This window comes from Serratia marcescens (assembly GCF_001902635.1).
Classification (GTDB): Bacteria; Pseudomonadota; Gammaproteobacteria; order Enterobacterales; family Enterobacteriaceae; genus Serratia; species Serratia marcescens_F.
This window is the reverse complement of record NZ_MJAO01000016.1, coordinates 30,836-51,583: the sequence shown is the minus strand read 5'-3', so window position 1 is coordinate 51,583 and position 20,748 is coordinate 30,836. Positions and strand designations below refer to the sequence as shown.

Below are 20,748 nucleotides of genomic sequence, written 5' to 3'. Positions count from 1 at the left end.
CTCAGGCGAAACCGACGTCGGTTTCTTTGCGTTTCTTGTAGTGGGTGACGGTAATCGCCGCGACGATCACCAAGCCGATCACCACGTTCATGAAGTAGCTGGACACGCCGATCAGGTTGAGACCGTTTTTCAGCACGCCGATCAGGAATACGCCCATCAGCGTACCGGCCACGCTGCCCTTGCCGCCGTTCAGGCTGGCGCCCCCCAGCACCGCCGCCGCCAGCACGTCGAGCTCGCCGCCCACCAGCGCGTTGGGCACCACTTCCCCCATGCGGTACACCTGCACCAGGCCGCCGATTGCCGCCATCGCGCCCAGATAGCCATAGGCGAACAGATGCAGCAGGCCGACGCGAATGCCGATACGCCGCGCCGATTCCGCATCGCCACCGACGGCAAACAGCTGGCGCCCGAGGTGCGTCTTGTTCAGCAGCAGCCAGGTCAGCAGCGCCACCGCCAGCATCACCAGCGTCGGCAAACCGAGCTGATAGCTCTGTTCACCCAGCTGGAACGGCAGCACGCTGCGCGGCAACGTCCACCAGTCCGGCAATGCGTACACACTGCGGCCGTTGGTCAGCCACATCAGCATGCCGAACAACAACGCCTGCATGCTGATGGTGACGATGATCGAGACGATACGCAGGCAGTAGATCAGCAGCGCGTTGACCATGCCCAGCGCGGCACCGATCGCCAACGCCAGCAGAATGCTGCCCGCCGGGCTGGCCAGGCCGTAGTGGGTCGCCAGCGTGGCGATCAGGTACTGCACCACCGAGGCCACCGCAGCGAAGGAGATATCGATGCCGCCGGTCACCAGCACCACGAACAGGCCGAGGGCGAAAATGCCGCTCACCGCGTAGCTTTCGCTGAGATCGAGCAGGTTCTGCACCGTCAAAAACTGATCGCTCATCAGCGAAAAGACGATGACCGTCAGCAGCAGTACCCAGGCCAGGTAGCCTTCGTTACCGCGCGGTTTCAGACTGAATCTACGCATTGACCGCCTCCGCCAGCTGCTGCTGGCTCACCTGCCCCGGCAGGTATTCGCCGATCACGCTGCCGCCGCTGAAGTGCAACACCCGATCGCAGTTGTAATACACCTCCGGCACCTCGTCGGAGATCAGCAAAATGGCGATCCCCTCCTGCGCCAGCCGATGGATCAATTGGTAGATGCCGGCCTTGGCACCGACGTCGACGCCGACGGTCGGCGAGTCGAGGATCAGGATCCGCGGCTGGGTCAGCACCCACTTGGCCAGCACGATCTTTTGCTGATTGCCGCCGGACAACGTCGAAACCGCCTGCTCCGGATCCGCCACCCGCACGCCGAGTTTGGCGATCCACTCCGCGACGATGCGATTCTTGCGGTCGTCGTCAAGCAGGCGAAAACGCCCGCGCAGCTTGTCGAGAATGGTCAGCACGGCGTTGTCCGCCACCGACTGTTGCTGCACCAGGCCCAGCGTCAGGCGATCCTCCGAAACGTAGCCAATGCCGGCCTTGATCGCGTCCTCATGGCCGCGAAAGCGCACCGGTTTGCTGTCGAGATAGAGCTTGCCGCTGTCCGGCCGGGTCATGCCGAACAGGCTCAGCGCCAACTCGGTGCGCCCGGAGCCGAGCAACCCGCACAGCCCGAGCACCTCGCCCTGATGCAGCCGGAAGCTCACGTCCTGATACTGCCCGACGCGGCTGAGGCGATCCGCCTCCAGCATCACCCGATCCTTATTCATGCTGGGTGGCTTCAGACGATAGTCCAGCTTCAGACCGGTCATCAGTTCGGTCAGACGATCGCCGGTGATCTCCGCCGCCGGCCAGGTACCGATCTTGTTGCCGTCGCGGATCACCGTGACGCGATCCGAGATCTCCAGCACTTCATCCAAACGGTGGCTGACGAACACCACGCAGATGCCCTGCGCTTTCAGATAACCCACCGTGCGCAGCAGCTGATTGACCTCGGTGCGCGTCAGCGAAGCGGTCGGCTCATCCATGATCACCAGCCGCGCCTCCGCCACCAGCGCGCGGCAGATCGCCACCTGCTGGCGCTGGGCGATCGGCAGTTCCGCCACCCGTTTGTCGAGATCCAGATGGAAACTCAGCGTCTGCAGCAGACGCTCGGCGGTGCGCCGCAGCCGCGCCGGGCGATACCAACCCAGCAGCCCGCGCAGGTTGTGCTCGAAGGCGATGTTTTCCGCCACCGTCAGGTTGGGAAACAGCGACAGATCCTGATAGATCACCTGAATGCCAAAGGCGCGTGCCTGATCCGGCGACAGCCGGCCGAAGGTTTGCCCATCGATGGTAATGCGGCTGCCGTCATCCGGTTGATACACACCGGCAATCGCCTTGATCAACGTGCTTTTGCCACAGCCGTTGGTGCCCGCCAGGCAGTGCACTTCCCCCGGCATCAGCGCCAGCGAGATAGCGTTCAGCGCACGCTGCCCGCCAAAGGTCATCGACAGCTGTTGCAGCGCGATCAGCGGCGCGCCCTGCGTGGCCGTATTGCCGGAAATCGCCATGATCACAACCCCATCTTCACCAACTTCGGCAGATTTTGCTTATCCAGGCTTTCGGTAGCGTTGCCGAGAATGGTGTGCTGCTGCGCATCCACCTGCACCTTGCCCATGCCTTCGATGGTCATGCCGTCGGTGATTTTTTCTCCCTTGTGCATCATGTCGGCGATGCGCACGAACACTTCGCCGGCCACCATCGGGTTCCAGATATAGCCTCCCTTGATGGCGCCACGGTTGACCAGCGAAGCGCCCTGGCCTGGGCTGAACGGCCCGACGACGCAGATATCGCTGCTTTTTCCGCGGTTGAGCACCGCGCGCCCAGCGCCGATCGGCCCCTGCGAACCGAACGCCAGCACGCCTTTCAGATCGGGATATTTGGCCATCAGATCGTTGGTGGTGCGCACGCTGTCATCCAGCGATTCACCCACGCCGAACTTGTCGCCCACCAGCTGCATATTCGGGTAGTGCTGCTTCTGATAGTTGATGGCCGAGTCCGACCAGGTGATGTGCAGCGGCACCGTCAGGCTGCCGACGTACACCGCGTATTTGCCCTGCTCTTTCATGCAGGCGGCCAGCGCTTTCATGTGGTTGACCCCGTGTTGCGAGGCGTCCACCAGCTCAAAGTCCCAGTCGGCGTACTTTTGGCCGGGGGATTCGTGCACGATCACCTTGATACCCGCTTCCTGCGCTCGCTTGAGCACCGGCTCTAGCACCCGGGCGTCGTTGGGCACCACGCCGATGATGTCCACCTTCTGCGCGATCAGATCTTCGATGGCGCGCACCTGCAACGCCGGATCCGCCGCCGTCGGCCCGACCATCCAGGCGTCGATGCCACGTTTGGCGCTCTCACTTTTGATACCGGCCTCCATGGCGTTGAACCACGGAATGCCGCCGATCTTCACCACCACGCCCATTTTTAGCTTGTCCGCCGCCTGCGCGGAGATCGACAGCAGCAGCGAGGCAAACAGACCGACCAGTACGGATTTTTTCATTGTTCTCTCTCCACAAATGTTGGCTGTAATAAAGGTTTTTCGTTGTTGTTATCGCGCCGCCCTTTTCGCGGCGGGTGAAACTTCGATCACGTCGACGTTGTTCCAGGCCAGTTCCTGACGAAACTCGTCGTCGCTGAGCCGATCGGTGATCAGGGTGTCTATCTCCCGGTAATGACAGATACGCGCGAACGAGCGGCGGCCGAACTTGTTGCTGTCCACCAGCAGGAATTTGCGTTCCGACGCCAACAGCATCTGCTGCTTCAGCCGCGCATGGTGCTCGTTGCTTTCGCGAATGCCGCCGTCCTGGCAGATACCGTGGCAGGAAAAGAACAGCTTGTTGATCACGAACTCCTTCAGCATCTGCTCCGCCAATACGCCGATGAAATCCTCGTACTTGGCGGAATATTCGCCCCCCAGCCCGATGGTGCGCACGTTGGCCTTACAGGCCAGCGTCTGGATGATGTGCAGCGAGTTGGTCAGCACCACCAGCGAGATATCCGGCAGCTGGCGCGCCAAAAACCAGCTGGTGGAGCTACTGTCCAGCAACAGGCAATCCCCCGGCGCGATAAATTCCAGCGCGCGTTTAGCGATGCGCGTCTTCTGCTCCGGTGCCTCGTTGCTGCGTTGGCGGAAAGATTCCCCCTGGTCTATCTCGGCGGGCACATAGGTTTTCTCCACCGCCGGCAGCTCGACGAACACCGCGCCGCCGTGGCTGCGCAACAGCAGGCCGCGCCGTTCAAGCAAGGCCAGATCACGCCGCGCCGTCTCGATAGAGATGTGGCACAGCTGCGCCACCTCCTGCACCATCACGCGGCCGCGCTGGCTCAAGACTTCGGTGATAAAGCGATGACGTTCTACAGGCAGCATGTTTCTTTTCTCCTCCAGGACGATGATTACGATATCGATTTGCTGCGCCGCGTTTTGCGCGCAGACGCAAAGCGCATCGCCCCGCGATCGGTCAACGATGGCGGTGTGATAGTTGTCAAAAAAATCGGGAAGGAAATGAAATGAATAATTACGAAAGTGTGGAGTAACAGGCAGTTATGATGTGTGTGCGTCTTAGACAGACAGGAAAGAAACGGTAAACGGTCACAATTCCACGTTCCGCAACATGACCGTTAATGACCGTTATTGTGGTTTTGACCGAACGCTGCCGAGCGGCGGCTAATGCTGGTAGGCAATACACTCCGCACGACGGGATGTCAAAAACCCCTCATGCGTTCAACGCCCGCCTGCGGCCTCGATAAAAGTGCCGGTCACGTAAGACGCAGCGTCAGACAACAACCAGGCGATCACCTCCGCTACTTCCTGCGGCTGCCCGCCGCGCTGCATCGGCAAGCTGTCCTTGACGCGATCCACCCGGCCGGGTTCGCCGCCGCTGGCGTGCATCTCGGTATAGATGAATCCGGGCCGCACGCCGTTGACGCGGATACCCTGCGCCGCCACTTCCCGCGATAACCCGATGGTCAGGGTATCGACGGCGCCTTTCGAGGCGGCGTAATCGACGTACTCCCCCGCCGCCCCCAACCGGGACGCCGCGGAGGAAACGTTGACGATGGCGCCACCCTGCCCGCCGTGGCGCAGCGCCATGCGCTTCACCGCCTCGCGGCAGCACAGGAAGTACCCGGTAACGTTGGTGCTCAGCACCTGATTGATGCGCTCGGCGGTCAACTGCTCAATGCTCGCCTGCTGGAACAGAATCCCGGCATTGTTGACCAGCGCGTCGAGCGTGCCCAGCCCGGCATCCAGCGCGGCGAACATCGCCATCACCTGCGTTTCGTCGGCCACGTCAGCCTGCAACGCCAGCGCTTTGCCGCCCTGCGCCTCAATCTCCGCCACCACCTGCCGCGCCGCACTTTCGTCGCGCAGGTAATTCACACCCACCGCATAGCCCTGCCGGGCCAGCAACAAGGCGGTCGCACGGCCAATCCCCCGGCCCGCACCTGTAACCAATGCCACTTTTGTCATACTGTTTTTCTCTGGTTGGCGATGTCAACATAGCGGCCTGCGCGCAGGCGCCCCGTTTGCCAGCCAGAGTATAGAATGGCGCCCTAAAAAACGCTTCAAAGCTGAGCCAAGCGGCGCAGCTGCTTTTTAATGCGCGCTTTGACGCAGCCGCAAGCGTCCGGCGCCGTCATCTGATGCCCCCGCTGCAAGCCGGCAGCATGCAGGTCGCTATGGTTATGGCTCTGGGCATCGCCGCGAAAAGACAGCATCAACAGAATGAGCAGCGCCGCCACGCCTGAATACATCAACCGCCGCGAGGAGCCCGCAAGCGGGGAACCGTCAGTCTGCATGTTTCGCTCCCTCTGTTGTGATATCGAATGGCAGCAAAATAACTGAAATTCCCCCGTGCTCCCTTAACGCGAGATTAAAGCCAGATTAAGGTTTGCTTAAGAACGTGCAGGCAAAGTGGGTTTCCCCGTTGTCTTCCCGGCAGGGTTATAGTTAGATAATCGCGACTCGAAGATCTCAGCGGAACAAACGTGAACATACTGTTGGTGGAAGACGACCTGCAATTAGGCAAGGCGCTGTGCCGCGCATTGGAGCTGGCCGGCTTTAACTTGTGCTGGGTGCGCCTGCTCGCGGACGCGGAAAATAAACTTCCACCCGGCGGGTTCGATTTGATGCTGTTGGATCTCACGTTGCCGGACGGCGACGGTTTGCAGAAGCTGATCGCCTGGCGCACCGCCGGGCAAAATATTCCCATCATCATCCTGACCGCCCGCGACCGCATCGAAAGCCTGGTGAACAGCCTGGACTCCGGTGCAGACGACTTCCTGGCCAAACCCTTTGCGCTGCCCGAACTCATCTCGCGCGTCAAAGCGGTCAACCGGCGCATGGCGGGCTTCGCTTCGCAAACCTGGAGCCTCGGCACGCTGTATCTCGACCCGGTCAACCATCAGGTGACACTGGATAACGCACTGCTGATGCTATCGAAAAAAGAGTATCACCTGCTGCACGAGCTGATGCGCTGCGCCGGCACTGTGGTGCGCAAAGCGGTGTTGGAACAGCGGCTGTTCGGCCACGGCGACAGCGTGGAAAGCAACTCGCTGGAAGTGCACATGCATAATTTACGGCGCAAGATCGGTAAAGAAAGAATTATTACCGTACGCGGCATTGGCTATTTGCTGAAGAAAGAGTAGCAGGATGATCGGTTTCAAATCCTTCTTTATGCGCACCATTATTTTCCAAGTCCTGGCCATTTTATTATTGTGGGGGATCCTCGTCGCCTGGGTGAAATATTGGTATTACCCCGACATGGAAAAATATTTCGATAACCAGCAACGCATCGTCGCCGTGGGTATCGCCAATATTCTCGATGAAACCGGCACCGATAATATCGATTACCGCGGTATCATCAAAACCATCGAAAGCATGTACATTGATTCCATCAATAATGGCATGCATGACCAATTCGACTATCACCCGCTGTTCGTCGTTTACGATCGGGATAACCAGGTGCTTTACTGTTCGCAAACGCAGGGAGAGCCGCTACGCCTGCCGCCTACGGTGCTGTCCGGCTCCGTCAATTACGCCGGCGCCAACTGGCACCTTGCCGGCAGCTGGAGCGAAAAGCGCCAGTACCGGGTGATCGTCGGCGAGTCGTTCCACGATCGCACCACGATATTCGGCAATCCGGCGGAAAGCACCGCCGTACCGCTGTTGGGCATTCTGGCGGCCATCATCATCACCTTGCTGTTTACCGCCTACTTCAGCCTGCGGCCGCTGCGCCAGATCGCCCGCACCATTTCCGATCGCCAGCCGGGCAACCTGTCGCCGATCAACGTCAGCGAGCAGTATCAGGAAATCCGGCCGGTGGTGATGGAGGTCAACAAGCTGATGGCGCGCATCGACGCCGCCAATCAGCGCGAGAAACGCTTTATGGCCGATGCGGCACACGAACTGCGCACGCCGATCGCCGCCGTGCTGGCGCAGCTGCATCTGCTGACCCAGGTCACCGAGCAGCAGGAGCGTCGGGAAATCATCGGCGACATGCAGCAGGGGCTAGATCGCGCGGCGTCGCTATCACGCCAGCTGATCAACCTGGCCAAGCTGGAGGCGGAGGATTTCCCGCTGAAAATTGAGGCGGTGGACATCTACGCCGAGATCGGCAAATGCATCGCGCAGCACGTCCCTTACGCGCTGGAGAAGGATGTGGAGCTCTCGCTCGACGGCAGCGAGGACGTGGTGATAAACACCGATCGCCATGCGCTGATCGCCATCTTCACCAACCTGCTGGATAACGCGCTCAAGTACGCGCCGCCCGGCAGCCGCATCGAAGCCAATATCCGTTCGCTGGCGCCGCTCGGCTGCTATATTACGCTGCGCGACAACGGCCCCGGAGTGAGCGAAGAACACCATTCCCGCCTGTTTGAACGCTTTTACCGCGTGCCTGGCACGCAGCAAACCGGCAGCGGGCTCGGATTGGCCATCGCCCGAAACCTGGCCGACAAAATCGGCGCACAGCTGCGCGTCACCGAAGGCCTCGACGATCGCGGCATCGGCTTCATCATCGATTTGCCGGAAAGTTACCGGCCACAGGCTGAGAGTGAACAACGACCATGATCGCCCCTGTTCTGCTGCAACGGCAGCAACTCGACCGGTTATGGGATATCGACCGCAGCGAAATCATCGACACCCTGTATCGCCTGCAGGACGGTAAGCTGCAGCCCTATGCGGAGTACTACGATGTACGCGGCTGGGATCCGCACGATCGGGAAACCTATACGCCGATCCACGAAGCATGCTTCGACCGCGGCGGCGCGTTCTTCGCGCTGTTCGAAGGCGAGGAGATCGTGGCGGCGGCGGCGCTGGACACCGAACTGCGCGGCCCGCAGCGGAATCTGCGCCAGCTGCTGTTCTTTTACGTCAGCGCGCACAAACGCGGCCAGGGGTTAGGCAAGCAGCTGTTTCAACTCTGCCTGCGCCAGGCGGCGCAAGAAGGCGCTGCCGGGCTGTACGTCTCCTCCATCCCCAACAAAAGCACCGTAGACTTCTATCTGGCGCAAGGGTGCCGGCTCATCGAACACCCGGATGCCGAGCTGTTCGCCCGTGAGCCGGAGGACATTCACCTGGTCTGCCCTTGCCGCTAGCGGCCGGAACTTAACGGGAGATGCGTATCACCGAACGCACGTCGCTTTTCTTGTTCAGATCCCACACCTCGGCGATCTCCGCCAGCGCATGCTCCTGCGTCTCGATAGTGAGCGCTCCCGTCGCCGCCAGCGCCAAAATCTCGGTCGCGTAGCGCTGCATCTCCGGGATCGGCGGGAAGTTGCCGGTACCGCTGCCGAGGATCTGCAGCTGATTGCTGCGCAACACCGCCGCCGGCAGCCGGATGTCCGACGCGGCCATCGAGCCGACGTTGACCAGGCGAATGCCGCGCCCGCCGGCGTAAGACGAGAGATCGTGGTTGTTGAGCGTCGCGAGCAGCGCTTCGGTCGCCGGGCCCCAGATATAGTCGACGATCACCTGATAACCGCCCGGCCCCGCCGCCGCAGCGAAAGCCTGCGTCAGCGCCTCGCCCTGCAGGCTCAGATCCACCGTGGCATCCACGCCCAACGCCTCCAGCACGCTCAGCCGACGGCCGGCGGCAACGATGCGCCCGGCCCCCGCCTGACGCGCCGCCGCGACCGCCAGCTTGCCCGAAGTGCCTGTGGCGCCGATGATCAGCACCGTTTCACCAGGCTGCAGATCCGCCCGCCAGCGCAACGGCAGCCAGGCGGCGAAGGCTGGATTGATCAGCGCCGCCGCCGTCGCGTCGTCCACCACTTCCGGCACCGGCACCGTCCATGACGCGACGCTGCGCTCGGCCATCGCGCCGTAAGGGCGACGGAAGGAGGCGAAATACACCCGTTTCCCGTCCGCCGTACGGCCCACGCCATCGGTGCCGGGCACGATCGGCAATTGCTTCGGGCTGGAGTAATGGGTGCCGGCGACGGTGGCGCGATCCAGCTGTTTGATGCCGGCCGCCAGAACGTCGATCAACACTTCATTCGCCTGCGCCTGGGGCTCCTCAAAGGTGCCGAAAACCGGGGCTTGCCCCAGCGCTGTTACGATTGCCGCTTGCATGGTGACTCCTCAAATCGTGGGAACGTACAGGAAAGAATAGGCCGCAATAAAATAAAAAGGGACACCGCATGATGCGGTGTCCCCCGAACACAAACTTTGCCGAACGTGTTATTCGTAATCGCTCATCGGCACGCAAGAGCAGAACAGGTTACGGTCGCCGTACACGTCGTCCAGACGCTTAACGCTCGGCCAATACTTGTTCTCGCGCACACCGGCCACCGGGAACACCGCCAGCTCGCGGCTGTACGGGTGCTGCCAGTCGTTGACCAGCTCCGCCTGCACATGCGGCGCATTCACCAGCGGGTTGTCCTCCAGCGGCCATTCGCCTTTGGCAACGCGGTCGATCTCGCTGCGGATCGCCAGCATCGCATCGATAAAGCGATCCAGCTCCACTTTGCTTTCCGACTCGGTCGGCTCAACCATCAGCGTGCCCGCCACCGGGAACGACATGGTCGGCGCGTGGAAGCCGAAGTCGATCAGGCGCTTGGCGATGTCCATTTCGCTGATGCCGGTCTCTTCCTTCAGCGGACGAATATCGAGGATACATTCGTGCGCCACGCGGTGATCGCGGCCGGTATACAGAATCGGGTACGCGCCTTTCAGACGGGTAGCGATGTAGTTGGCGTTCAGGATCGCCATCTGGCTGGCCTGCTTCAGCCCTTCCGCACCCATCATGCGGATATACATCCAGCTGATAGGCAGGATGGAGGCGCTGCCGAACGGTGCCGCGGAAACCGCGCCCTGTTGGGTGGTCACACCGTCGATCTGCACCACGCTGTGGCCCGGCACGAACGGTGCCAGGTGCGCTTTCACGCCGATCGGGCCCATGCCCGGGCCGCCGCCGCCGTGCGGGATGCAGAAGGTTTTATGCAGGTTGAGATGCGAAACATCCGCGCCGATGTAGCCTGGCGTGGTGATGCCCACCTGGGCGTTCATGTTGGCACCGTCCAGATACACCTGACCGCCGAACTGATGCACGATCTGGCACACTTCGCGGATGGTCTCTTCATACACGCCGTGGGTCGACGGGTAAGTCACCATGATGCAAGAGAGTTCTTCGCCTGCCTGCTCCGCCTTGACGCGCAGATCGTGCAGATCGATGTTGCCGTTCTTGTCGCAGGCGACCACCACCACGCTCATGCCCGCCATCTGGGCAGAAGCCGGGTTGGTGCCGTGCGCGGAGCTCGGGATCAGGCAGACATGACGGCCCGCTTCGTTGCGGCTTTCGTGGTAGCGGCGGATCGCCAGCAGGCCGGCGTATTCGCCCTGCGCGCCGGAGTTCGGCTGCATGCACACCGCGTCATAGCCGGTCAACTGCACCAGCCACTGAGACAGTTGGCCGATCATCTGCTGGTAGCCGGCAGCCTGTTCCGGCGGGCAGAACGGATGCAGTTCGGAGAATTCAGGCCAGGTGATCGGGATCATCTCCGCCGCGGCGTTCAATTTCATGGTGCAAGAACCCAGCGGGATCATCGCCTGGTTCAGCGCCAGATCCTTACGTTCCAGACGATGCATATAACGCATCATCTCGGTTTCGCTGTGATAACGGTTGAATACCGGGTGGGTCAGGATCGGATCCTGGCGCAGCATGGCGGCCGGGATCGATTGGCTGTTCTTGCTCACCGCCGCGTCCAGCGCGTCGATGTCCAGGCCGTGGTTGTCGCCGGCCAGCAGTGCGAACAGCGTTTGCACGTCTTCGCGCGAGGTGGCTTCGTCCAGCGTGATGCCCACTGCGCCGTGGATGTCGGTACGCAGGTTGATGCCGAAGCTCAGCGCGCGTTCCAGCACCGCCGCCTTGTCTTTCACTTCAACGGTCAGGGTGTCGAACCAAGTGTGGTGACGCAGCGTCAGGCCGGCCTTCTGCAGCCCGGCGGCCAGAATGTCGGTCAGGCGATGGATACGCCCGGCGATGCGCTGCAGCCCTTGTGGGCCGTGGTACACCGCGTACAGGCTGGCGATGTTGGCCAGCAGCACCTGCGAAGTACAGATATTCGAGTTGGCCTTCTCGCGGCGGATATGCTGCTCGCGGGTTTGCATCGCCATACGCAGCGCGGTGTTGCCGGCGGCATCGCGGGAAACGCCGATGATGCGGCCCGGCATCGAGCGCTTGAACTCGTCGCGGCAGGCGAAGAAGGCGGCGTGCGGGCCGCCGTAGCCCATCGGCACGCCGAAGCGCTGCGCGGAGCCGAACACCACGTCGGCGCCCTGCTTGCCCGGCGCGGTCAGCAGCACCAGGGCCATGATGTCGGCGGCCACGCTGGTGATGATTTTGCGCGATTTCAATTCGGCCAGCAGCGCGCTGTAGTCGTGCAGCTCGCCGGTGGTGCCCACCTGCTGCAGCAGCACGCCGAACACGCCGTCCAGCTCCAGCACTTTTTCTGCTTTATCGACGATAACGTCGAAGCCGAAGGTCTCGGCGCGGGTGCGTACCACGTCCAGCGTCTGCGGATGCACATCGTCGGCCACGAAGAAGCGGTTGGCGTCTTTCAGCTTGCTGGCGCGTTTGGCCAAGGCCATCGCTTCGGCGGCGGCGGTGGCTTCATCCAGCAGCGAAGCGGAAGCCAGATCCAGGCCGGTCAGATCGAGGGTCACGGTCTGGAAGTTCAGCAGCGCTTCCAGGCGGCCCTGCGACACTTCCGGCTGATAAGGGGTGTAAGCGGTGTACCAGCCCGGATTTTCCAGCATGTTGCGCAGGATCACCGGTGGCGTCAGCACGGCGCTGTAGCCCATGCCGATATAGGATTTGTAGCGCTGATTCTGCGAGGCGATCGCCTTCAGCTCAGCCAGCGCCTGGTGTTCGGTCGCCGCGTCGCCGACCGGCGGCGGCCCCGGCAGCTGAATGTCCGCCGGCACGATCTGTTGGATCAGCGCGCTGAGCGAGCGTGCGCCCACCGCTGCCAGCAACTCCTGGCGTTGTTCCGCAGAAGAGCCGATGTGGCGTTCGATGAACGCTTCGCTGTGTTCGAGTTGGCTGAGTGTCTGAGTCATTGCTACAAATTCCTGAATGCTTGCGTGATACGGGATATAGCTTGAGCGGTAACTAAAACGCCCCGGCCGAAAGGCCTGGGGCGTGGTCACGATTACTCGTCGATCGAGGCCTGATAAGCCGCGGCGTCCAGCAGATTCGCCAGCTCGCCTTCGTCTGAGGCTTTAATCTGGAACAGGAAGCCCTCACCGTAGGGTTCGCTGTTCACCAGCTCCGGAGAGCTTTCCAGCTCGCCGTTCACCGCCACGATTTCGCCGCTGATTGGCGCGTAAATGTCTGACGCCGCCTTGACAGATTCCGCCACGGCGCAGTCTTCACCGGCGGCGACTTTGCGGCCCACTTCCGGCAGATCGACAAACACCATATCGCCCAGCAGCTCCTGCGCGTGTTCGGTGATGCCTACGGTGTAAACGCCGTTACCTTCTGAACGAACCCACTCGTGGGAGGATGCGTATTTCAATTCTGTTGGCACATTGCTCATAGCCGGTTACTCCTTCGAAGAAATAATTTCCCGTCGTCTTTCACACCGCAGCGTTGTTGGCTGCGTACGTTCACCTCGGTCACTTACTTCAGTAAGCTCCCGAGGACTCGCGCACTTGCCGCCTGGCCGCAGCGCGAAATCCATAGGGAATAATCAATAAAAAATCAATTTGTCAGCGGCTTGCCGGCGCGAACGAAACCGGGCTTGGTCACTTTGACCGGCATTTCACGGTTGCGGATCTGCACGATAGCCTGCTCGCCGATGCCGGCGGGCACGCGCGCCAGCGCGATGCTGAAGCCCAGCGTCGGAGAGAACGAACCGCTGGTGATCACGCCTTCGTGGGTTTGCCCTGCCGCGTCGGTGAAACGCACCGGCAACTCATTACGTAATACGCCTTTTTCCGTCATGATCAAGCCGACCAGTTGCTCAGTACCTTGATCGCGCTGTTGTTCCAGCGCTTCGCGACCGATGAAACGGCGATCTTCCGGCTGCCAGGCGATGGTCCATCCCATGTTGGCGGCCAGCGGCGAAACGCCTTCATCCATCTCTTGCCCGTAGAGGTTCATGCCCGCTTCCAGACGCAGCGTGTCGCGCGCGCCCAGACCGGCCGGCTTGACGCCCGCGGCCAGCAATTTTTGCCAGAAATCCGCCGCCTGCGCTTTCGGCAGCGCGATCTCATAGCCGGCTTCGCCGGTGTAACCGGTAGTGGCGATGAACAGCTCGCCGGCCTGCACGCCGAAGAATGGCTTCATGCCTTCGACCGCGCTTTTTTGTTCCGGGGTGAACAGGGTGCCGGCGCGCTCTTTGGCCTGCGGGCCCTGCACCGCGATCAGCGCCAGATCGTCGCGCACCGTCAGCGCTACGCCATACGGCGCGGCGTGCTCTTCGATCCAGGCGAGGTCTTTGTCACGCGTGGCGGAGTTCACCACCAGGCGGAAATAGTCTTCAGTGAGGAAATAAACGATCAGGTCGTCGATCACGCCGCCAGAGGCATTCAGCATGCCGGTGTACAGCGCTTTGCCGGGTTGGGTCAGTTTGGCGACGTCGTTCGCCAGCAGGTAACGCAGGAACTCGCGGGTGCGGGCGCCGCGCAGATCCACAATGGTCATGTGAGACACGTCGAACATGCCGGCATCCTGACGCACCGCGTGGTGCTCATCGAGCTGCGAGCCGTAGTGCAGCGGCATCATCCAGCCGTGAAAGTCTACCATGCGCGCACCGCACGCCACGTGCTGGTCGTACAGTGGGGTTTGCTTTGCCATCTTTTCCCTCTTTCCACTCGGTCGCTAGAAGTTAGGGTGCTGCCACGCAATGCGGCGGAGCCTGGCTCGCGGCCCGATCGCCATGGCGCACTGACTGCTCAACACAAATGCTGCGCCGGGACGGGCGGAAACTGCGTGCAACCGCCGTGACGCAAACGATACCTTTCCCTCGAACTTATCACCGAACGACCACATTAACCATAAGTTAAAATAGGCTCATCGCCGTTCAGGGGCGGTAAAATGCCGGCCTAGTGTGCAGAGTTTTTCACTGGAAAAATGCGCTTTAAGGCACAAAATTAACAATTAAAGCGGCAAAACTCCGAACTTATATAACAAACCGATGGCCGGGCATGGAATTCCGACTTTTGATAGCCGAGCATGGAATTAGAAAAAGTAATGATAAAAAGCGGCTGAAATTAGATTATTTCAAATGAAGGGTTATATAAGGAAAGGCGATGGCATAAGGCAAGAAGCGCGAGCCCCCAGGGGGCTCGCAGAAGGCAGGGTATCAGGCAAGCCACTCAGGCAGATCGTTCAGGCCCATCGCCTGACGCACCAGTTTCGGTTTGACGCCCGGCAGGCTGTCCGCCAACCGCAGGCCCACGTCGCGCAGCAACTTTTTAGCCGGGTGGTTGCCGTCGAACAATTCGCGAAAGCCCTGCATGCTGGCCAACATCACCGCCGCGCCATGTTTGCGGCGGCGCTCATAACGGCGCAGATAGAGGTGCTGGCCAATATCCTTGCCCTGTCGCTGCAGGCGGCGCAGTTCGGAAATCAGCTCGGCGGCGTCCATAAAGCCCAGGTTCACGCCCTGCCCGGCCAGCGGATGCACGGTATGCGCCGCATCGCCCACCAGCGCCAGGCGGTGCGCGGCGAAACTGCGCGCATAGCGGCCGGTCAGCGGGAACGCCAGCCGTTCGCTTTCCAGGCTGCAGGCACCCAGACGCATATCGAAGGTCATCGCCAGTTCGCGGTTGAATTGCTCCGGCTCCAGCTGCTTGAGCCGTTCGGCTTCTTCCGGCGTCACCGACCAGACGATGGAACTCAAATGCGGATCGCTGAACGGCAGGAACGCCAGAATGCCGTCGCCGTGGAAAATTTGCCGCGCCGTCGCCTGATGCGGCTCTTCGGTGCGAATGGTGGCCACCAGCGCGTGGTGGCGGTAATCCCAGAAGGTGAGCGGGATGTCGGCGTGCTGGCGCAGCCAGGACTGGGCACCGTCGGCACCGATCACCAACCGAGCGGTCAGCATGCGGCCGTCCTCCAGCGTGACGAAGGCGTCGTTTTCGCCCCACGCCACCTGCTTGAGCGCGGCCGGGGTAATCAGCGTGATGTCCGACAGGCTTTCGGCGCGCTTCCACAGCGCCTGCTGGATCACCGAGTTTTCGATGATGTGACCGAGATGACTGAAGCCACACTCGTCGCCGCGGAAGGCGATCTTGCCGAAGCTGTCGCGATCCCACACTTCCATCGCGTTGTAGGCGCTGGCGCGCAACTGGAGAATGTCGTCCCACACGCCGATGTGCTGCAGCAAACGCTCGCTGGCGGCATTGATGGCGGAGACGCGCAGCGCAGGCTGCTCCGACGGCGGCGCCATGTCCGGCTGGCGCTGCTCCAGCACCGCCACGCGCAGCCCGCTGCCCTGCAAGCCGCAGGCCAATGCCAGCCCCACCATACCGCCACCGGCGATAATCACGTCAAATGATTGCATGCTGCTCGATTTCCTTAAATAACGCGCGACGCCTTGCCGCGCCGCACTTTGGGCGCGCGACAGGGCGCCCGACTCTGTGTCTAACGTTCCACCCAGCCCAGCGTGCGCTTGGCGAAGGCGTCGCGCACCGCCGGCAAGCGCTCCATCGCCATCAGCCCCAGATTGCGGCCGACCACCAACGGGCCATAACGGTTGGCGAACAGGTGGATCAGCCCGTCGGTCACGCCGATCGTCGACTGTTGATCTTTTTGCCGTCGCTGCTGATAACGGCTCAGCAGCGCATAACCGCCGGCGTCTTCGCCGCTGCGCGCCGCTTCCGCCAGCGTTTCCGCCAGCGACATTACGTCGCGCAGGCCGAGGTTGAACCCCTGCCCGGCGATCGGGTGCAGCGTCTGCGCCGCGTTGCCCACCAGCGCCAGCCGGTGGCTGACATGGCGATCGGCGGTCAGCAGGCTGAGCGGATAACTGTGCCGTTTACCGGCCTTGAGGATACGCCCCAGGCGCCAGCCGAAAGCCTGTTGCAGCTCGGCGATAAAACGCGCGTCGTCCCAGGCATCAACCAGGGCGCGATCTTCGCGCGCATGGCACCACACCAGCGAACTGCGCCCCTGCGACATCGGCAGTAGCGCCAGCGGCCCGTAGCGGGTAAAGCGCTCAAAGGCACGCCCCTGCGGATCTTCCGCCGTAGTGACGTTGGCGATGGTGGCGAACTGCGGGTAGTCCTCCTGCCGCCACTGCATGTTGCAGGCCTGAGCCAACGCCGAACGCGAACCGTCGGCCGCCACCAGCAGTTGCCCGCTGAGGCGCAGACCGCTGTCCAGCAGCACTTCCGCCCGCTCTGCGGTACGGATCACGTCCACCACCCGCGCCGGGCAGTGCAGCGTGACGCCCGGCGCCTTCGCCAGCAGCGCGAACAGCCGCTGCCCGGCGTCGTGCAGTTCGATCACCTGGCCAAGCGCATCGACCTGGTAATCCTGCGCCTGCAGATTGACGAAACCGGCGTGGCCGCGATCGCTGACGTGCACCTGCGTAATCGGCGTGGCGCAGTCGCGCAGCGCCGGCCAGACGCCGATACGCGCCAGCTGTTGACAGGTGCCCTGTGCCAGAGCGATGGCGCGGGCGTCAAAGCCTGGGTGGCTGCGGTCATCCGGCCGGGTTGCCTCGACCAGATCCACCGCCATTCGTCCCTGAGTAAGCGCCGAGATGGCCAGCGCCAACGTCGCGCCCGCCATGCCGCCGCCAACGATAATTACGCTCATTCCGTTACCTTGCCGCCGCCATCAACGCTTCGATGGCATCGGCGTCTTTCACCACGGCGGCGGTCAGGTTTTCATTGCCGTCCGCGGTGATCAAAATGTCATCCTCGATGCGAATGCCGATACCGCGGTATTCCACCGGCACATCCGCATCCGGCGCGATGTACAGCCCCGGTTCAACGGTCAACACCATGCCCGGCTCCAACACCCGATCGCGGCTCGGCGTGCCGTAGTGGCCGACGTCGTGCACGTCGAGGCCCAGCCAGTGGCTCAACCCGTGCATGAAGAACTGCCGGTGTGCCTGCTCGGCCACCAACTGCTCCACTTCGCCCTTCAACACGCCCAGTTCCACCAGCCCGACGATCATGATACGCGCCACTTCGTCGTTGACCTCGCGGATGCTGGTGCCAGGCTTGAACAGCTCCAGCGCACGCAGCAGCGACGTCAGCACGATGTCGTACACCGCGCGCTGCGGCCGGCTGAATTTGCCGTTGACCGGGAAGGTGCGGGTGATATCGCCGGCGTACCCCTGATACTCGCAACCGGCGTCGATCAGCACCAAATCGCCGTCGCGCATCTGGCTCTCGTTCTCGGTGTAGTGCAGGATACAGCCGTTTTCGCCGCTGCCGACGATGGTGTTGTAAGACGGGTAGCGGGCGCCGAGACGGGTGAACTCATGGTGAATTTCCGCCTCCAGTTGGTATTCGAACATGCCCGGACGGCATTTTTCCATCGCACGGGTATGCGCCAGTGCGCTGATCTCACCGGCGCGGCGCATCACCGCCAGCTCCTCCGGTGATTTGAACAGGCGCATGTCGTGCAGCCACGGACGCCAGTCGGTGACGGTGGCCGGCGCCTGCAGACTCTGGCGGAACCCCTTGCGCAACTTGTCCAGCGCGCCAAACAGGATCTGATCGGCATAGGCGTATTCACCCTGCGCATGGTAGACCACGTCCAGGCCGTTGAGCAGCAGATGCAGCTGGTCGTTGATTTCATCGAACGGCAGCGCGCGATCCACACCCAGCTTTGCCGGCGCGGCATCTTGCCCCAGGCGGCGGCCAAACCAAATTTCCGCCGTCAGATCGCGCACCCGATTAAACAGCACGCTGTGGTTGTGCGTTTCGTCGCTTTTGATCAGCACCAGCACCGCTTCCGGCTCATTGAAGCCGGTCAGGTACCAAAAGTCGCTGTTCTGCCGATAGGGATAGTCTGAATCTGCACTGCGCGTCGCTTCCGGCGCAGAGAAAATAACCGCCGCGCTGGCCGGAGCCATTTTCGCCAACAGCGCCTGACGGCGGTTGTTGAATTCCTGCTGAGTCATTACCTTCTCCTGAAATCATGCCATCCGCACCGCCGGCGGAGGGGCGATATGACGTTTAGTGCAACGTCGGTTTGATGTTTTCCGGCGCCGTCGGCTTGCGACGGGTGAATTCGCCGTGGCACATGATGGCGGCGACCCGCACATACTCCGCCACTTCTTCCAGCGACTGCTCCAGCTCTTCCTGATCTTCGTCTTCATCGTAGCCCAGCTGCGCGATGTTGCGCAGATCGTCGATCGCTTCCCCGACTTCGTCTTTCACCTGAGCCAGCTTCGGCTGCATCATGCCCAGCCCGAGCAGGAAGTGGTTGACCCAACCGGCCAGCGCATCGGCACGATCGAACACGCTGACGATCTCCCCTTCCGGCAACATCAGTTGGAACAGGAACTCGTCGTCTTCCAGCGTTTCGCGCGTCACTTCATACAACTGTTGCAGCGGTTGGCTGAGCGCCTGTGGGAAAGCGACTCCTTCGTTGGTCAGATCGTGCACCAGCGCCTGCCAGCCGGCGTCACGGCTGCCGCCGCACAGCAGCCCGCTGATCAGGCCGTGCATTTCTGCCGCGGTCAGCGCCACCGCCTGCTGGTTGAGGGCTACGGTCAAAGATTGGTAACTTGGAAATGTATTCTGTATAGACATGCGCATTCGTCATCGTTGGCAGGATAAGTTCGTGGTATGCTACCACCAAGGTCCGTCGCTATACCAGATAAGCGCGACACCTCAGTGGCTAGTTATAATCGTGATGTGGCAGGTCTCACACTGTGCCGGCGGGTGGCGAAAGAGCGCTAAATACGCATTTTGAAACCCTTTTTTGACTGGCAATGTCTGTCACAGTAGATTACAACCAGGTACTGAAAAAGGGGTTGTATCTTGGTACCGAGGTATATATAGTGGCGCCCGCTTTGGCGGCCCGGCAAGGGCGGACGGGGCTGGCGCGAAATTTAGGCAGGAAGGTGGCATGTCTGCACAACCGGTAGATATTCAAATTTTTGGCCGCTCGTTAAGAGTCAATTGCCCGCCAGAACAACAAGATGCGTTGAATATGGCGGCGGACGATCTTAACCAACGGTTGCAAGATCTAAAAGTTCGCACTAGAGTCTCCAATACTGAGCAACTGGTTTTCATCGCGGCATTGAACGTCTGTCACGAACTTGCTCAAGAACGGTTGAAAACTCGTGACTATGCGTCCAATATGGAACAACGCATACGGATGCTGCAGCAGACCATTGAACAAGCGCTGCTTGAACAAGGTCGCATCTCTGAACGTCAGGATGCACAATTCGAATAACTTAAGTTGTTGAAATCACAGTTTTCAGCAGCGAGTACAAAATTTCTCTGAGATGTTCGCCAGCGGGCCAGTCCCCTGAGCCGATATTTAGTACAAACAGAATGTGTTGCTCCGCGATCGGTGAGCACGCTCGGTGCGCCGAGAAGCCTTAAGATTGCGACGGCACGTTCACCTTGAACCATGGGTTCAAGGGTTACAGCCTGCGACGGCATCTCGGAGATTCCCCCTTCTCAGCGGTTTATGTGTGCTGAACGCCACACTGAGCAAGCCTGATCCTATGTCTTTTCAACCTCAATACGCGCAACAACGCCAAACTATCCGTCAACTCATTCGCCAACGTCGGCGCGAGCTTACGCCGGAACAACAACGCTTTGCCGCAGAAAAGATCGCCGAACGCCTTACCGCACACGCGCATATTCAGGCGGCGCACAGCATCGCAGTATTTTTGCCGTTTGACGGCGAACTCGACACCGGGCCGCTGATCGAGCGGCTGTGGGCGTTGGGCAAACGGGTTTATTTGCCGGTTCTGCACCCGTTTAGCCCAGGCCACCTGCTGTTCCTGCGCTATACGCCGGAGACCCCGCTGACACGCAACCGCTTCAATATACTCGAACCGCGCCTCGATGTGCGCCAGGTGCTGCCGCTCGGCGAACTGGACGTGGTTCTAACCCCGCTGGTGGCGTTCGATCACACCGGACAGCGCCTGGGCATGGGCGGCGGCTTTTACGATCGCACCTTGCAAAATTGGCGGAGCGGCGGCCCCTATCCCATCGGCCTGGCTCATGATTGCCAACAGGTGGAGCACCTGCCGACCGAACATTGGGATATCCCGCTGCCGGAAATCCTCACCCCAATCTGCAGCTGGGCGTGGCGGGAGCCCAAATAGCAAAAG

General features: G+C 61.3%; 19 protein-coding genes and 1 other RNA gene. 6 read left to right on the top strand and 14 right to left on the bottom strand.

Features of this window, described 5'->3' with window-relative positions; genetic code table 11:
• Position 1 precedes the first annotated feature (1 nt).
• From BHU62_RS16510 to BHU62_RS16485, 6 genes are all read right to left on the bottom strand, one after another.
• Positions 2-988 (bottom strand): ABC transporter permease, encoded by a 987-nt coding sequence (locus BHU62_RS16510; protein ID WP_073532970.1) that lies wholly within the window; start codon positions 986-988, stop codon positions 2-4.
• Positions 981-2,498 carry a sugar ABC transporter ATP-binding protein gene (locus BHU62_RS16505; protein ID WP_073533035.1) on the bottom strand — a complete coding sequence of 506 codons (1,518 nt, stop codon included), beginning with the start codon at positions 2,496-2,498 and terminating at the stop codon, positions 981-983. Before BHU62_RS16505 ends, BHU62_RS16510 begins: the two co-directional genes overlap by 8 nt.
• Before the next feature lie 2 nt (positions 2,499-2,500).
• A complete protein-coding gene (locus BHU62_RS16500; protein ID WP_073532969.1) occupies positions 2,501-3,484 on the bottom strand; it encodes a substrate-binding domain-containing protein in 984 nt (327 codons plus the stop codon).
• Positions 3,485-3,532: 48 nt separating this feature from the next.
• Complete coding sequence (locus BHU62_RS16495; protein WP_073532968.1) at positions 3,533-4,351, bottom strand: DeoR/GlpR family DNA-binding transcription regulator; 819 nt, start codon at positions 4,349-4,351, stop codon at positions 3,533-3,535.
• Between the two features lie 354 nt (positions 4,352-4,705).
• Entirely contained in the window at positions 4,706-5,452 is a 747-nt protein-coding gene (locus BHU62_RS16490) for an SDR family oxidoreductase (protein WP_073532967.1), read from the bottom strand.
• 95 nt (positions 5,453-5,547) lie between these two features.
• Positions 5,548-5,781, bottom strand: a complete 234-nt coding sequence (locus BHU62_RS16485) for a hypothetical protein (protein ID WP_073532966.1) — start codon at positions 5,779-5,781, stop codon at positions 5,548-5,550.
• A gap of 189 nt (positions 5,782-5,970) precedes the next feature.
• Here BHU62_RS16485 and BHU62_RS16480 point away from each other — a divergent pair, with 189 nt between their 5' ends.
• The 3 genes from BHU62_RS16480 to BHU62_RS16470 are packed head-to-tail and all read left to right on the top strand — an operon-like array spanning position 5,971 to position 8,580.
• The gene (locus tag BHU62_RS16480; RefSeq protein ID WP_073532965.1) at positions 5,971-6,630 is read left to right on the top strand and encodes a response regulator; all 660 of its coding nucleotides are present in this window, start codon (positions 5,971-5,973) and stop codon (positions 6,628-6,630) included.
• Between the two features lie 4 nt (positions 6,631-6,634).
• Positions 6,635-8,053, top strand: coding sequence for an ATP-binding protein (locus BHU62_RS16475; RefSeq protein ID WP_073532964.1), 1,419 nt, complete (start codon positions 6,635-6,637; stop codon positions 8,051-8,053).
• Complete coding sequence (locus BHU62_RS16470; RefSeq protein WP_236720685.1) at positions 8,053-8,580, top strand: GNAT family N-acetyltransferase; 528 nt, start codon at positions 8,053-8,055, stop codon at positions 8,578-8,580. Before BHU62_RS16475 ends, BHU62_RS16470 begins: the two co-directional genes overlap by 1 nt.
• Before the next feature lie 10 nt (positions 8,581-8,590).
• Here BHU62_RS16470 and BHU62_RS16465 read toward each other — a convergent pair whose 3' ends face one another.
• From BHU62_RS16465 to BHU62_RS16430, 8 genes are all read right to left on the bottom strand, one after another.
• Positions 8,591-9,556, bottom strand: a complete 966-nt coding sequence (locus tag BHU62_RS16465) for a quinone oxidoreductase family protein (RefSeq protein ID WP_073532962.1) — start codon at positions 9,554-9,556, stop codon at positions 8,591-8,593.
• A gap of 108 nt (positions 9,557-9,664) precedes the next feature.
• The gene (gene gcvP, locus BHU62_RS16460) at positions 9,665-12,544 is read right to left on the bottom strand and encodes an aminomethyl-transferring glycine dehydrogenase (protein WP_073532961.1); all 2,880 of its coding nucleotides are present in this window, start codon (positions 12,542-12,544) and stop codon (positions 9,665-9,667) included.
• Positions 12,545-12,636: 92 nt separating this feature from the next.
• Entirely contained in the window at positions 12,637-13,023 is a 387-nt protein-coding gene (gene gcvH / locus BHU62_RS16455) for a glycine cleavage system protein GcvH (RefSeq protein WP_073532960.1), read from the bottom strand.
• 164 nt (positions 13,024-13,187) lie between these two features.
• A complete protein-coding gene (gene gcvT, locus BHU62_RS16450) occupies positions 13,188-14,285 on the bottom strand; it encodes a glycine cleavage system aminomethyltransferase GcvT (protein WP_073532959.1) in 1,098 nt (365 codons plus the stop codon).
• 508 nt (positions 14,286-14,793) lie between these two features.
• Positions 14,794-15,996 carry an FAD-dependent 2-octaprenylphenol hydroxylase gene (gene ubiI, locus BHU62_RS16445; RefSeq protein ID WP_073532958.1) on the bottom strand — a complete coding sequence of 401 codons (1,203 nt, stop codon included), beginning with the start codon at positions 15,994-15,996 and terminating at the stop codon, positions 14,794-14,796.
• Between the two features lie 80 nt (positions 15,997-16,076).
• Positions 16,077-17,255 (bottom strand): 2-octaprenyl-6-methoxyphenyl hydroxylase, encoded by a 1,179-nt coding sequence (gene ubiH, locus BHU62_RS16440; RefSeq protein ID WP_073532957.1) that lies wholly within the window; start codon positions 17,253-17,255, stop codon positions 16,077-16,079.
• 4 nt (positions 17,256-17,259) lie between these two features.
• Positions 17,260-18,573 carry a Xaa-Pro aminopeptidase gene (gene pepP, locus BHU62_RS16435; protein WP_073532956.1) on the bottom strand — a complete coding sequence of 438 codons (1,314 nt, stop codon included), beginning with the start codon at positions 18,571-18,573 and terminating at the stop codon, positions 17,260-17,262.
• A gap of 55 nt (positions 18,574-18,628) precedes the next feature.
• Entirely contained in the window at positions 18,629-19,207 is a 579-nt protein-coding gene (locus BHU62_RS16430; protein ID WP_078062080.1) for a YecA family protein, read from the bottom strand.
• A gap of 319 nt (positions 19,208-19,526) precedes the next feature.
• On the opposite strand from BHU62_RS16430, the gene zapA reads away from it, so the two are divergent.
• From zapA to BHU62_RS16415, 3 genes are all read left to right on the top strand, one after another.
• Positions 19,527-19,856: a cell division protein ZapA gene (gene zapA, locus BHU62_RS16425; protein ID WP_004931621.1), complete on the top strand. Its 330-nt coding sequence runs from the start codon at positions 19,527-19,529 to the stop codon at positions 19,854-19,856.
• 41 nt (positions 19,857-19,897) lie between these two features.
• A non-coding RNA gene (ssrS, locus tag BHU62_RS16420) (6S RNA) lies at positions 19,898-20,080 on the top strand.
• A 53-nt stretch (positions 20,081-20,133) separates the two neighbouring features.
• A complete protein-coding gene (locus BHU62_RS16415; RefSeq protein ID WP_073532954.1) occupies positions 20,134-20,742 on the top strand; it encodes a 5-formyltetrahydrofolate cyclo-ligase in 609 nt (202 codons plus the stop codon).
• The last annotated feature ends 6 nt before the right edge of the window (positions 20,743-20,748 follow it).